Raw genomic sequence first — 13113 nt, 5'->3', positions numbered from 1 at the left:
CGGGCGCGCAGCCGCTGCGCGGGACCCCCGCCCGCGGGCAGCCGGTCGCCCGATCAGGTCACGCACAGCCATCCGCTGTCCTGCCAAGGACCGAGCCATGGCAAGCGGTGACCTGCTCCCGCCATGAAAGGGATTCAATGGTCGACGCCAACACTCAACGATGCATAGCCGATGCCCCGGAATGCAAGAAACCCCTGACCTTGCGTCTCCGCAGGTCAGGGGCCTCTCGTGATGCTCCCCCGGTTGGACTCGAACCAACAACCCTCCGGTTAACAGCCGAATGCTCTGCCAGTTGAGCTACAGGGGAAGGGCCACCACGGGATCGCCGCGGCAGCGACGCCACGATAGCAACCCCGGACGCGCGGCACGAAATCGGCCCCACCGGGCGCCCCTCAGTCCAGCCCGACCTGCTCGCGGACCCGCGCGAGACCGGCCCGCACCTGCTCGTCCACCCCGGGGTCGCTCGAGCGGACGCCCGTGCCGAGCACGGCCTGGGACAGCAGCCGACGGGTCGCGAGGTCGCGCCGGACGACCACCTTCGCGGTGCGTCGCCCGCCGAGGTCGAGGGTCTCGGCGAGTACCACCGAGGCCTGGACCCGCTCGCGCAGCGTCTCGGGCAGCATGCCGGGCTCTGTGAGCACGACCCGCAGCGGTGGCCGGCCGTCGACCCACACGACGCGCAGGACACCCTCCTCGGACCAGGTGCCGGCATCGACGAGGTGCCACGGCCGGTCGAGAACGAGGGTGGGGTCGGACCCGGGAGCCGCGGTGACGACGTACAGGCGGTGCCGCCCGGCAACGACGGTGAGGCCCTGCTCGCCCGTGGCCCAGGCGAGCAGCTTCTCGCCGGCCGCGAGCGGGATGACCGCCGCGACGTCGTCGGGGACCTGCGGCCTGCGCAGGCCGGTCCAGTGGAGTCTCATGAGGTGGCGGCCTCCCGGAGCCGGACGCGCTCGAGCTCGAGGGCGTGCAGGGCCGTCGTCCGCTCGCGCAGCGAGGACTGGTCGGCGGCGGGGTCGTTCTGGATGCGGCGCAGCGTGGCCATCGCGTCGGCGATCCGCCGCCCGAGGTGGGCGTCGCGGACGCCCATGAGCAGGCTGTCGAGGTAGCGACGCGGCGGCAGCCCGGTGGACGAGTCGTACCGGACCGGCAGCGGCGCCACCGACAGCTCGGCGACCAGGCCCCGGACGGGGACCGGTGCCGCCTCACCGATGGCCGCCACCCAGGCCGCCGTGGACCCCGTGCGGCGTCCGTTCGCGGCGGCGATGCGGATGCCGTCGAGGACGGCCCGGTGCGCGGGCGCCGTGAGCGCCTCGGGGTCGAGCGCCTCGAGGTCGGCCTCGGGGAACTGCGTCGGGTACTGCACGAGCGCCTGGAGCAGCTGGCGCTCGACGGCGACGACGGGGTCGCGCAGGTCGGGCGGCGGCAGCGAGACGGAGCCCTCCCCGGGGCCGGGCTCCGGCACCTCGTCGGTCCCCGCAGGGCTCGGGCGGCGGTCGGGGCCCGCGTCGTCGGTGCTCGCGAGCCGGCCGGCCTTCTTCACCTCGGCGGCCATCTGCTCGACCTCGATGCCGAGCCACCCGGAGACGGTGCGGGTGTACTCGGGGCGCAGGCTCGTGTCGCGGATGGAGCCGATGATCGGGGCGACGGCCTTCATCGCCTGCACCCGGCCCTCGGCGGTCTCGAGGTCGAAGCGGCGGATCGTCGTACGGACCGCGAACTCGAACATCGGGACGGCGTTGTCGACGAGGGCCGCGACCTCCGCGTCGCCCTTGGCCAGCCGCAGCTCGCACGGGTCCATGCCGTCGGGGGCGACCGCGACGAACGACTGTGCCGCCCAGCGCTGGTCCTCGCCGAAGGCCTTCATCGCAGCCTTCTGGCCGGCGGCGTCGCCGTCGAAGGTGAAGACGACGCGGGCGGGGGCATGGTCGGCCTCGTCGCGCATGATGCGCCGCAGGATCTTGATGTGGTCGACCCCGAACGCCGTGCCGCAGGTGGCGACCGCGCCCTCGACGCCGGACAGGTGGGCGGCCATCACGTCGGTGTAGCCCTCGACGACGACGGCCCGGCGGTCGACCGCGATGGCCTTCTTCGCGAGGTCGAGGCCGTAGAGGACCTGGGACTTCTTGTAGATGGGGGTCTCGGAGGTGTTGAGGTACTTCGCGGCGATCCGGTCCTCCTCGAAGAGCCGACGCGCGCCGAACCCGACCGTGTCGCCGGTGGTGTCGCGGATCGGCCACACGAGCCGGCCACGGAACCGGTCGTAGAGCCCCCGGCTACCGCGGCCGGTGAGGCCGCCGGTGGTGACCTCGTCCTCGGTGAAGCCGCGCTGCAGGAGGTGCCGGGTCAGGGCGTCGCCGTCAGCCGGCGCGAAGCCCACCCCGAAGCGCTCGGCGGCCGCGGCGTCGAAGCCGCGTTCGCGCAGGAAGTCGCGCCCGACCCGCGCGTCGCCGCGGGCGCGGTCGAGGAGGAGGCCGGTGTAGAACTCCTCGGCGACCCGGTGGGCCTCCAGCAGCCGCGACCGCTTGCCGAGCGACGCGCCGCCCTCGCGCGGGCCGCCACCCTCCTCGTACCGCAGCTCCATGCCCACCTTGGCGGCGAGCCGCTCGACGGACTCGGTGAACGTCAGGTGCTCGACCTTCTGGACGAAGTCGAGGACGTCGCCGCCCTCGCCGCAGCCGAAGCAGTGGTAGGTGCCGACGGACGGGCGGATGGTGAAGCTCGGGGTCTTCTCGTCGTGGAACGGGCACAGCCCCTTGAGGGAGCCCACCCCCGCCGGGCGCAGCGTCACGTGGTCGCGCACGACGTCCTCGATGGAGGAGCGCTCCTTGACCGACGTGATGTCCTCGGCCTTGATCCGACCCGCCACCCGACCTCTCCCTCTCGTGTGTGCCCGAGTCTAGGTCGTGCCGACGTCAGCGCGTCGCGCGGCGGCACCAGCGGCGGTGCAGCTCGAGGGCGCGCACGTCGGTGAGCGAGGCCACCTGGTCGATGACGACCCGCAGCGCGGCGTCGGCGTCGGGGGCCGCGGCGTGGTCGGCCCGCAGGTCGGGGTCGAGCCGGGTCGGGTCGCTGTCGAAGGCCGCGACGAGCTCGGCGACCACCTCGCGCTGCGCCTCGTACAGCGCCACCCGCTCGGCGGCGTGCATGACGTAGTGCGCCGCCACCGCCTTGAGGACGACGGTCTCGGCGCGGGCCTCCGCAGGGACGACGAGGGTCGCCTCGTGGCGGACGAGCGGGCCGTCGCCGCAGGCCTCCCGGGTGGCGGACTCGACGGCGACGGCGAACCGGCCGATGAGCCGCGAGGTCATGTCCTTGAGGGCCGCGAGCGCCCGGCGGCTGCCGTCGTGGCCGGTCGGGACGGCCCCGGAGGCGAGGACCCGCTCGAGCGCGGCGCCGAGGGCGTCGGCCTCGAGGTCCGGGTCGTACACCCGGGCGGCCACGGCGAGGACGGCCTCGACGTCGGTGGTGTCCCGCAGCATCCGCGGGTCGAGCCACCCGGAGGCGATCGCGTCCTCGACGTCGTGCACCGAGTAGGCGACGTCGTCGGACCAGTCCATGACCTCGGCCTCGAAGGACCGACGTCCGGGCGGCGCGCCGTCGCGGATCCACGCGAAGACGTCGAGGTCGTCTTCGTACACCCCGAACTTCGTCGTCGGGGTCGGGGCCTCCCCGCGCCGCCACGGGTACTTGGTGGCGGCGTCGAGGCTCGCGCGGGTGAGGTTGAGGCCCGCCGGGCGGCCGTCGGCGTGGGTGCGCTTGGCCTCGAGCCGGGTGAGGATGCGCAGCGTCTGGGCGTTGCCCTCGAACCCGCCGATGCGCGCCGCCAGCGTGTCCAGGGCCGACTCCCCGTTGTGCCCGAACGGCGGGTGCCCCAGGTCGTGGGCGAGGCAGGCGGTGTCGACGACGTCGGCGCTGCACCCGAGCGCCCCGCCGAGCTCGCGGCCGATCTGGGCGACCTCGAGGGAGTGGGTGAGCCGGTTGCGGACGAAGTCATCGGACGAGGGGGCGACGACCTGGGTCTTGGCCGACAGGCGACGCAGCGCGGCGGAGTGCAGGAGCCGGGCCCGGTCGCGGGCGAAGTCGTCGCGGTCGGACCGCTTCTGGGCGGGGTCCTCGGCGACCCAGCGCTCCCGGTCCCGCGCGGCATACGTCACGCGGGCGAGCCTACGACCCGCAGGCCTCCCGGGCCGCCGCGGCCGCCCGCGCGACCCAGGTGGGCGGGGTGCCGTACCGCTGCGGCTTGACGAGCAGCCCGGCGGCGGAGTCGGCGACGAGCTGGGCCATCCGTGCGTCGCGGGTCTTCTCCTGCTTGGCGGTGAGCACCCAGTTGACGACGAGCTTGCGGTAGCCCGGGGTCGCGACCTCCCAGAACGCGGCGGCCGCGGGGTCGTCGGCGAGGAGGCGGGCATAGGCGGGCGGCAGCTCGAGCGTGCGGGTCTCGTAGGCGTAGATGCCGGAGCGGTCGGGGCGGCGCCGCTCGAAGGCCGCGAGGCCGCTCGGCTGCATGCGCCCCTGGGCGGTGAGCTCGGCGACGGCGTCGAGGTTGGTCGGCGACCACATGCTCGACGGCTTGCGTGGGGTCCACCGCTGGCGTCGGGCCTCGTCGTCGATGCGCTCGGACCGGGAGTCGATCCAGCCCCAGCACAGCGCCTCGCGGACGGCCTCGGCCCACGTGATGCCGCCCCGGCCCGAGGCCTTCTTGTACAGGCCCATCCACAGCTCGGTGGCGGTGTCGTGGTGGGCCGCAAGCCACCGCCCGAACTCGGCGGCGTCGGCGAAGAACACCGCCGGCTTCTCGGGCGTGCCGCCGGGCGTGCCGATCGTTTCGCTCACGGTCCCATCCTGCCGCCCCCCACCGACAGCGGTGCGGTGAAGCGGTGCCATGACCCCGCTCGACCGCACCGTCGGTGCAGGTTGTGGAGAACTCGACGGCGCTCCCTGCGCCATCGGCGATGCTCGGCCGATGGATCTGGATCTGCTCGTGCGGCTGCAGCACGGCGTCCTGTCGGTGGACCAGGCACGGGAGCACGGTCTCACCGAGGACATGCTGCGGTGGCGGGTCGAGTCCGGCCGGTGGAGCCGGCTGGGCCGCGGACTGTACGTCGCGCAGACCGGGCCGCTCGGCTGGCTCGGGCGAGCCCACGCGACGGTCCTCCGGGGCGGCGACGGTGTCGGCCTGGCCCTCGACTCCGCCGCGTACCTCCACGGCGTCCGGTCAGGGCCTCCGGCGATGGTCACGCTGTGGGTTCCCCGCGGCCGGAGGATGACGCGGCTCCCCGGGACGAGGGTGCGTCAACGCAGCAGCATCGACGTCGTCATGCGGCGAGGGCTGCCCGTGACCACCGCCGCCACCACCGTGCTCGACCTCGCCGACGCGCCGGGCACCGACTGGCGCGACGCGGTGGCGACGGCGGCCTGTTGGGTGCAGCGCCGGCGGGTCAGCTCCGCGGAGATCGTCGCGGCGCTGGACGCCCGGCCCCGGCACCGGCACCGTCGGATCCTGGGACTGGCTCTGGGCGTGGTGGCGGAGGGCGCCGAGAGCCTGCTCGAGATCGGGTACGTGCAGCGGGTCGAGCGACGCCATGGGCTCCCACGGGCCCGGCTCCAGGTGCCCGCCGGCGGGCCGGCGTCCCGACTCCGGCGTGACGCGGAGTACGAGCAGTGGCGCGTCGTCGTCGAGCTCGACGGCCGGCTCGGCCACGAGGGCGAGTTTCTCGCTGTCGACCGGCGCCGCGACCGGGGCGCGGCGCGCGAGGGCCGGCTCACCCTGCGGGCCGGGTGGGTCGACGTCGAGGCTGACGCGTGCGGGCTCGCGCTCGACGTCCACGAGACCCTGCGGAGCCGCGGCTGGGTCGGGCGCGGCCGGGCCTGTGGACCCCGCTGCGCGGTGCGGCACGCGCTGGCCCGGACGGCGCCACCGTGAGCGGTGCGGTGAACCGGGGTCATGACCCCGCTCGACCGCACCTCCGGCCCGTGGCGGGCGTCAGCCGCCGGAGACGCTCAGCTCGGCCTGGGCCACCTGCTCGCGCTGGGCGTCGTCGAGCTCACGGCCCGCGAGCCAGTTCTCGGGGAGCGCGACGACCCGCGGCGAGCCCGCCCGTCCGCGCGGGCCCTCGGACGGCTCCCCCGGCCAGGGGGCGTCGAGGTCCATCGACGCGATGAGGTCGTCGAGCGCGGCGAGCGAGTCGACGAGAGCCAGCTGGTTGCGCACGGTCGAGCCGGCCGGGAACCCCTTGAGGTACCAGGCGATGTGCTTGCGGATGTCGCGGCAGGCGCGCAGCTCGTCACCGTCGTAGAACTCCACGAGGTACTCGGCATGCCGCCGCAGCACCGCCGTGACCTCCCGCAGCCCCGGTCGGACCCGGGCCGCCGACCCGGCGAACGCGGCCGCGAGGTCGGTGAACAGCCACGGCCGCCCGAGGCACCCGCGCCCGACGACGACCCCGTCGCAGCCGGTGCGCCGCACCATCTCGAGTGCGTCCTCGGCCGACCAGATGTCGCCGTTGCCGAGCACGGGGACGGTCGTGACGGCCTCCTTGAGCCGGGCGATGGCCGACCAGTCGGCCTGCCCCGAGTACGCCTGCGCGGCGGTGCGCGCGTGCAGCGCGACGGCCGCGGCCCCCTCGGCCTCGGCGACCCGCCCGGCGTCGAGGTACGTGACGTGCTCGTCGTCGATCCCGACCCGCATCTTGACGGTGACCGGGACGTCGTAGGGCGCCGCCTCGCGGACCACGGCCCGCACGATGCCCCGGAACAGGTCGGTCTTCCACGGCAGCGCGGCGCCCCCGCCCTTGCGCGTCACCTTGGGGACCGGGCAGCCGAAGTTCAGGTCGATGTGGTCGGCCCGGTCCTCGGTGACGAGCATCCGGGCCGCCAGCCCGGCGGTCGCGGGGTCCACCGAGTACAGCTGGACCGACCGGGGGTGCTCCCCCGGGTCGTGCGAGATGAGCCGCATCGTCTCGGGGGTCCGCTCGACGAGCGCCCGCGACGTGACCATCTCGGCGACGTACAGGCTGCTGGCACCCGACGCGCCGCCCATCTCGAGCCCGGCGGTGCCGTACTCGCGGCACAGCCGCCGGAACGCCCGGTTCGTGATGCCGGCCATCGGCGCGAGGACGACGGGCGAGTCGATGACGTGGCGCCCGATGTGCAGCGGCGGCAGCACCGGGGTGGAGGTCGGGGCGGTGGTGACAGACATGGCGCCGCCCATTCTCGCCCGGCCGGGGCCGTGGGTGTGAATCGGAGCCGCGGGGCGTCGGCTCGCGGGGCTACCGTGGCGGGGTGGCCCACCCGCGGATGTTCGACGACGACGACCCGCTGCTGCAGCGGCTCCGGTCGGTGGCGCTCGCCCTGCCCGACGCCGCCGAGAAGGTCAGCCACGGCATCCCCGCGTTCTACACGACCAAGGTCTTCGCCTACTTCGGCGGCTCGGTCAAGGTCGACGGCGAGTGGGTCCGGCACCCCGGTGCGGTCATGGTCCTGCCCGACGCCGGCGAGCGGGAGGCGCTCGTGCAGGACCCTCGGTGCTTCGTTCCCGCCTACCTCGGGCCGTCCGGGTGGGTGGGGCTCGACCTGGCCGACGTCGACGACTGGGCCGAGGTCGAGGAGCTCGTCGAGTCCTCGTACCGCAACACCGCCGGGCCGCGCCGGGTCAGGGCCCTGGACGCCCGCTGACGTCGCCGCCCGGCGGGCGGTCGCGCCGGGACCAGGCGACGAGCTCCCAGAGGGCCGCCACCGTCTCGGCCGGATGGGTCAACGGGAAGACGTGCAGGCCCCGGGGCACGGTCACCACCCGCGTCCACGGCGCCGAGGCGGCGGCCTTCCGGAAGCGCCGTGCGTCGACCCTCAGCTGGTCGAGCTGGCCGTTGAGGAGCAGGACCGGGGCCGTGACGGGGGCGAGCATCTCGGGGCGGCACTCGGCCATGACGGCGGCCCAGGCGTCCGGGAGCCCGTCGAAGCCGTAGCCGGCCTCCTTGAGCGCCGCCGCGAGGGACGGCGGCAGCAGCGCGTCGAACTCGCGGTCCAGGGCCCGGGCCATCCGGTCCGCGCCGAGCCGCTGCTCGAACCGGGCGAGCCCGCGGTAGGCGAGAGCGCCCAGCCCGGTCGGCACCGCTGTCGCACCGAGCAGGCCGAGCCCGCTCAGCCGGTGCGGGTTGCGCGACGCCCAGGCCAGCGCCAGGTACCCGCCGAGGCTGTGCCCCGCAAGGACGACCGGCGCCCCGTCCCGAGGGCCGACCGCGGCGTCCAGGGTCTCGAGCGCCGCCGGCCACGTGAAGGGCTCGCCGCGCCGGGCTCCGTGCCCGGGCAGGTCGGGGGTGACGAGGTCCACGTCGCGCCCGACGAGGGCGGGGTAGCGCGACCACATGGCGCCGCTCACCTGCGAGCCGTGGACGAGCACGAGACGGACAGGACGCGGCACGCCGCCATTCTCTCGCACCGGTGCCGCCCGATGGTTGGATGGCCCGGTGGGTGCCCTCCTGTCCGCCGACGACCTCGCAACCGCCCTCGACCGGGGCGAGGTCAGGGTCGTCGACGTCCAGTACAACCTGACCGGCACCCCCGGGCGTGAGCTGTACGCGGACGCGCATGTGCCCGGCGCCCCCTTCCTCGACCTCGACGCCGCCCTCGCCGGGCCGCCCGGGCCGCGGGGCCGCCACCCGCTGCCGGACCCACGGGTCCTCGAGGACGCCCTGCGCCGGTGCGGGATCTCCGACGAGGACGAGGTCGTCGTCTACGACCAGCGCACGTCGCTGTCCGCCGCCCGGGCCTGGTGGGTCCTGCGCTGGGCGGGGCACCCGCAGGTGCGGGTCCTCGACGGCGGGCTGGCCGCCTGGCGGCGCGCCGGCCACCCGGTGACCGGCGACGTCCCCACCCTGGAGCCGGGCACGATCACCGTGCGGCCCGGCTCGGTCCCCGTCCTCGACGCGGACGGGGCCGCGACGATGGCTCGCTCGGGCGTCCTCCTGGACGTCCGCGCAGCCGAGCGGTACCGGGGCGAGGCCGAGCCCATCGACCGCGAGGCCGGCCACATCCCCGGCTCCCGCAACCTCCCGATGACCGACCTGCTCGACGCCGACGGCACCTTCCTGCCGCCCGACCAGGTCCGGGCACGCCTGCGACAGGTGGGGGTCCACCGCGACACCCCGGTCGGCACCACCTGCGGGTCGGGCGTCACCGCGGCCCAGATGGCCCTGGCGCTGCACGCACTGCGCATCGACGCCATCCCGTACGTCGGCTCGTGGAGCGAGTGGATCGCGGACCCCGGGCGACCGCGGGCGACGGGCGCCGAGCCCGGGTGACGGGCCTTCAGAGCGCCCAGACCCCCGTGAACGCCTCCTCGATGCCCGGCTCCGGAGGGTCGACGGCGGCGACCCGGTACAGGCGGTCGGCGAGGACGGCCCACGCGAGGACGCGCAGCACCGGGGCGCCGGCCTCGTCGGTCGACCACGACTCCAGGAGCACGGTGTCGCGCGGTCCCCACCCGAGCGGCCGGTACGTGGTGTGCGGTCCGCGGGCCGGCGCGGCGAGGATCCGCGGCGTCGGGCGGAGGTCGTTCCGGACCGCCACGAGACCCTGCATGCGACCGCTCGTCGCCGCAGCGGCGCCGAAGTAGGCACCGCGGCAGGCCCATCCCTCGGTGGTCGAGACCGACTCCCCGTAGACGTCGAGGGCCGGCCCCTCCATGGTCTTCAGCGAGACCAGCCTGCCCCCGTCGGAGTACGAGCGGATGGTCGCCCGTCCGCCGGAGACGGCGATGTCCGCCGACCCGGCCTTCACCTGGCCCGCCGCCCGGGTCACCTGGCCGGAGCGGGTGTCGACGAGCCACCCGGTGGACCCGTTGGATGCGACCACCGTCCGCCCGTCGGCCGCCCATCCCGCGGTCCGGAGGGCGTCGTCCCGGACCGGGAACCGACGGGTGCGCGCGCTGCGGACCTCGAGGACGACGACGGCACCGGGCTGGGCGAAGACGAGCCGGTGCCGGTCCGCGTCGATGGTGCGCGGCCCGAGCATCGGGGGCGAGAACGTCCCGCCCGCCGTGACGCGACGCAGCGGCGCCATCGCGACGAGCCGGGCGACGGCGCTCTGGCGTGTGAGGAGCAGCGCGGTCTGGTAGGCGTCCTCACCGACGCGGACGAGGTAGACGGCGCGGACCGGGGCTGGGCTCCCGACCGGGGAGAGGACCTCCAGCGGGCGCTCGGGCCCGGGCCCCAGCCGCTCGGGCAGCGCGAGGCTCGCCGCGTCCGGGTACCGCGGCAGCAGAGGTTCGGCGAGCGGGTCCGGCGCGAACAGGACCGTGCCCCCGGCGACCTGGACCCCACTGAGCCTGCCGTCGGCCGCACCCACCGTGGGCCCGGTCGAGGGCCGCGCCCGCCGCACCGGCTCCGCCTCGCCGGCGAGGATTCCTGCTGCCACGCCGCCGACGACGACGCCACCGCCGGCGAGCGCCACCCTGCGTCGGACGGTCCGGCGTCGGGCTCGGGCGCCCTCCCACGCGGCGCGGGCCAGGTCGACCTCGGGCACCTCGTCGGCGACGAGCTCCAGCAGCTGACGAGCCGCGTCACCCGTCGGCGGCGGCGTGCCGGCGGGGGCGTCGACGGCGACGGACAGGGCGGTCCGGGCCACCGCGAGGTCGGCCGCCACGACGTCCGCGGTGACCCCGAGCGACTCCGCCGCCTCGGCAGCACTGCGCTCCTCGAGCCACCGCAGGACCGCCACCGCCCGGACCCGGGGTTCGAGCCTGTGGAGCACTGCGCGGACAGCCTCCCGGAGCTCGTCGACGTCGGCCCCCCACGCGGCCTCCCGGGTCACGTCCGTGGAGCCCGCGTCTTCGCTCGGGCCGCTCACCACGATCAGCGCGTCGCGGTAGAGCGCCCGCCGCAGCCAGCGGTCGGGGCCCTCCTCGCGGGCCGACGTCCAGTGGGCGGCCACCGCGCCCAGAGCGCCGAGCACCACCTGCTCGCCGACGGTGCGCTCCCCCGTGACGAGGACCGCCGCGCGCAGGGCGGGCCCCTGCCGGGCCGCGGCGAAGTCGAGGAAGTCCGCTGCCTCCTCCGTCCGCGCGGACCCCTTGTCCGTCATCGCGCACCACCTCGGCACCATCGTCCCACCGTTCCGCGCGGCGACCCCGGGCCCGGCTGGGGCGCAGGTCAGAGAGCCCACACGCCGGTGAACCCCTGCTCGTCCGGCGCGTCGCGGTGCGGGCGGTCCACCTCGCCCACCCGGTAGAGCCGGTCGGTGATGACGTCCCACGCCAGCACCCGGGTGGCCGGGTCCGGGAAGACCCCGCCCACGGACCGGGACTCGAGGAGGACCGTGTCGCGGGGCCCCCAGGCCAGCGGACGGTAGGCCCCGAGCGGCACGTCCGACGTGGGCGCCGCAGCGAGGATCCGCGGGCTGGGCCGCAGGTCGCCCTGCACCGCGACGAGCCCCTGCATCCGCGAGCGGGTGGCGGGCATCGCCCCGAAGTACGTCGCGCGGCAGGCCCAGCCCTCGATGTTCGAGATCGAGGGGCCGTACACGTCGAGGTCGGGGCCGGTCAGCTCCCGCGCCCCGGTGATGCGCCCCGAGCCGGAGAACGTCCGGACCGTGGCCCGGCCGGGCGCCACGGCGATGTCGGCCCAGCCCGCGTGGACCTCCGTGCTCGCCCGGGTGACCTCGCCGGACCGGGAGTCGACGAGCCACCCGTTCTCGGCGCTGCGGGCGACCACGGTCAGGCCGTCGGTCGCCCACCCGGCCTCGACGAGCCCGTCGTCGTCGACCGGGATGCGACGGGTGCGGGCCGAGCGCACCTCGAGGACGACGACGGCACCGGGCTGGGGGAAGACGAGCCGGTGCCGGTCCGCGTCGATGGTGCGCGGTCCGAGCCTCGGCACGGAGGTCCCGTCACCCAGCACGGTGGGGCGCAACGGCGCCATCGCGACGAGCTGCACCTGCGCGGTCTGGCGCGGCAGGGACAGCGCAGGCCGGTACGCGTCGGCACCGGTCTGGATGAGGTACACCGCCCGCACCGAGGCCGTGCTGCCGGCCGGGGACAGGATCTGCAGGGGGCGGTCGACCCCCGGACCCAGCCGCGGCGACAGCGCGAGCCGCGGGGCGTCGGGGTACAGCGGGAGCAGCGGCTCGCCCTGCGGGTCGGGGGCGAGGAGGATGCGGACGCCCGCCACCGAGACCTCCGGCAGCCGCCCGTCGGCAGTGCTCGGGCCGGTCGAGGGGCGTGGGAGCGGGAGCGGCTCGTCCCCCCCGGTGAGCGCCATCGCCGCCACCGCGCCGGCGACGGCCACTCCCCCGCCGACGACGACCCTGCGCCGGACGGTCCGGTGCCGCTCGTCCGCGGCGGCCCACGCCGGTGCGGCGAGCGCGAGGTCGGGCACCTCGTCCGCCACCAGCTCGAGCAGGTCGCGCGCCTCGCCGTCCGACGGCGCCCGCCCGCCGAGGTGGAGCGCGCCGTGGGCGGTCAGGGCCTCGCGGGCCACCTCGAGGTCGGCGGCCACCTCCTCCGCCGGCACCGCGAGGGCCTCGGCCGTCTCGGCCTCGGTGCGCTCGTCGAGCCAGCGCAGGACGGCGACCGCGCGGCGGCGGGGCTCCAGCCCCGCGAGCGCCGCTCGCACCGCGTCCCGGCGCTCGCCGATGTCGTCGGGGTCGGTGTCGGGATCGGCGTGAAGGGCGCCGTCGGTGGCGGCTTCGTCGACCCGGGCGGCGGTCGCGGCGGACACGGCGTCGCGGTAGAGCACCCGCCGCAGCCAACGGTCGGGGCCGTCCTCACGCGCCGCCGCCCAGTGCGCCGCCACCGCCACGAGGGCCCCGAGCGCCACGCGCTCCCCGGCCGGCCGGTCCCCGGTCACGAGGACGGCCGCACGCAGGGCCGGCCCCTGCCGAGCCGCGGCGAACTCCCCGAAGTCGGCAGCCTCGTCGGGCCGCCGGGGCCGCTGGCCGGTCATCCCGTCACCTCCTCCTCGCCATCGTGGCACCACGGGATGCGGACCGGACCCGTCACCCGGCCTCCCAGAGCCACCCCGCGGTGTCCGCACCGCGCCCGACGTGGTTCGATCGAGACACTGGTCGGGGCTGACGTCCTCGTCGCCCGCCGCCACCGGAGGTACATCCTGATGC

11 protein-coding genes and 1 tRNA gene are annotated in these 13113 nt (G+C 75.9%); 3 read left to right on the top strand and 9 right to left on the bottom strand.

The window, feature by feature from the left end; all coding sequences use genetic code 11:
• Window positions 1-234: 234 nt before the first annotated feature.
• The 5 genes from Q0963_RS16005 to Q0963_RS15985 all read right to left on the bottom strand — a co-directional run bounded on the left by Q0963_RS16005 (window position 235) and on the right by Q0963_RS15985 (window position 4836).
• Window positions 235-307 (bottom strand) — tRNA-Asn (locus tag Q0963_RS16005).
• A gap of 85 nt (window positions 308-392) precedes the next feature.
• Complete coding sequence (locus tag Q0963_RS16000; RefSeq protein ID WP_299447993.1) at window positions 393-923, bottom strand: hypothetical protein; 531 nt, start codon at window positions 921-923, stop codon at window positions 393-395.
• Window positions 920-2869 carry a DNA primase gene (gene dnaG / locus Q0963_RS15995; protein ID WP_299447991.1) on the bottom strand — a complete coding sequence of 650 codons (1950 nt, stop codon included), beginning with the start codon at window positions 2867-2869 and terminating at the stop codon, window positions 920-922. The genes Q0963_RS16000 and dnaG overlap by 4 nt, the downstream gene beginning before the upstream one ends.
• A gap of 46 nt (window positions 2870-2915) precedes the next feature.
• The gene (locus Q0963_RS15990) at window positions 2916-4157 is read right to left on the bottom strand and encodes a deoxyguanosinetriphosphate triphosphohydrolase (RefSeq protein WP_299447989.1); all 1242 of its coding nucleotides are present in this window, start codon (window positions 4155-4157) and stop codon (window positions 2916-2918) included.
• Window positions 4158-4167: 10 nt separating this feature from the next.
• Window positions 4168-4836 (bottom strand): YdeI family protein, encoded by a 669-nt coding sequence (locus Q0963_RS15985; RefSeq protein ID WP_299447987.1) that lies wholly within the window; start codon window positions 4834-4836, stop codon window positions 4168-4170.
• A 130-nt stretch (window positions 4837-4966) separates the two neighbouring features.
• Between Q0963_RS15985 and Q0963_RS15980 the strand changes: the two genes are divergently transcribed.
• Window positions 4967-5926, top strand: a complete 960-nt coding sequence (locus Q0963_RS15980) for a type IV toxin-antitoxin system AbiEi family antitoxin domain-containing protein (RefSeq protein ID WP_299447985.1) — start codon at window positions 4967-4969, stop codon at window positions 5924-5926.
• 60 nt (window positions 5927-5986) lie between these two features.
• Here Q0963_RS15980 and dusB read toward each other — a convergent pair whose 3' ends face one another.
• Window positions 5987-7201 (bottom strand): tRNA dihydrouridine synthase DusB, encoded by a 1215-nt coding sequence (gene dusB, locus Q0963_RS15975; protein WP_299447983.1) that lies wholly within the window; start codon window positions 7199-7201, stop codon window positions 5987-5989.
• Between the two features lie 83 nt (window positions 7202-7284).
• Here dusB and Q0963_RS15970 point away from each other — a divergent pair, with 83 nt between their 5' ends.
• Entirely contained in the window at window positions 7285-7677 is a 393-nt protein-coding gene (locus Q0963_RS15970; RefSeq protein ID WP_367180076.1) for an MmcQ/YjbR family DNA-binding protein, read from the top strand.
• Here Q0963_RS15970 and Q0963_RS15965 read toward each other — a convergent pair.
• Window positions 7655-8422, bottom strand: coding sequence for an alpha/beta fold hydrolase (locus tag Q0963_RS15965; protein WP_299447981.1), 768 nt, complete (start codon window positions 8420-8422; stop codon window positions 7655-7657). The genes Q0963_RS15970 and Q0963_RS15965 overlap by 23 nt on opposite strands.
• A gap of 46 nt (window positions 8423-8468) precedes the next feature.
• Between Q0963_RS15965 and Q0963_RS15960 the strand changes: the two genes are divergently transcribed.
• The gene (locus Q0963_RS15960; protein ID WP_299447979.1) at window positions 8469-9302 is read left to right on the top strand and encodes a sulfurtransferase; all 834 of its coding nucleotides are present in this window, start codon (window positions 8469-8471) and stop codon (window positions 9300-9302) included.
• Window positions 9303-9309: 7 nt separating this feature from the next.
• Here Q0963_RS15960 and Q0963_RS15955 read toward each other — a convergent pair whose 3' ends face one another.
• Both Q0963_RS15955 and Q0963_RS15950 read right to left on the bottom strand, forming a co-directional pair.
• Window positions 9310-11082, bottom strand: coding sequence for a hypothetical protein (locus Q0963_RS15955; protein ID WP_299447977.1), 1773 nt, complete (start codon window positions 11080-11082; stop codon window positions 9310-9312).
• A gap of 68 nt (window positions 11083-11150) precedes the next feature.
• On the bottom strand, window positions 11151-12941 hold the full coding sequence (locus Q0963_RS15950) for a hypothetical protein (protein WP_299447975.1): 1791 nt from the start codon (window positions 12939-12941) through the stop codon (window positions 11151-11153).
• Window positions 12942-13113: the final 172 nt, after the last annotated feature.

The sequence above is a fragment of the uncultured Phycicoccus sp. genome, from assembly GCF_947495705.1.
Lineage (GTDB): Bacteria > Actinomycetota > Actinomycetes > Actinomycetales > Dermatophilaceae > Phycicoccus.
Note: the sequence above shows the minus strand (reverse complement) of the source record. Positions and strands in the feature narration are given on the sequence as shown.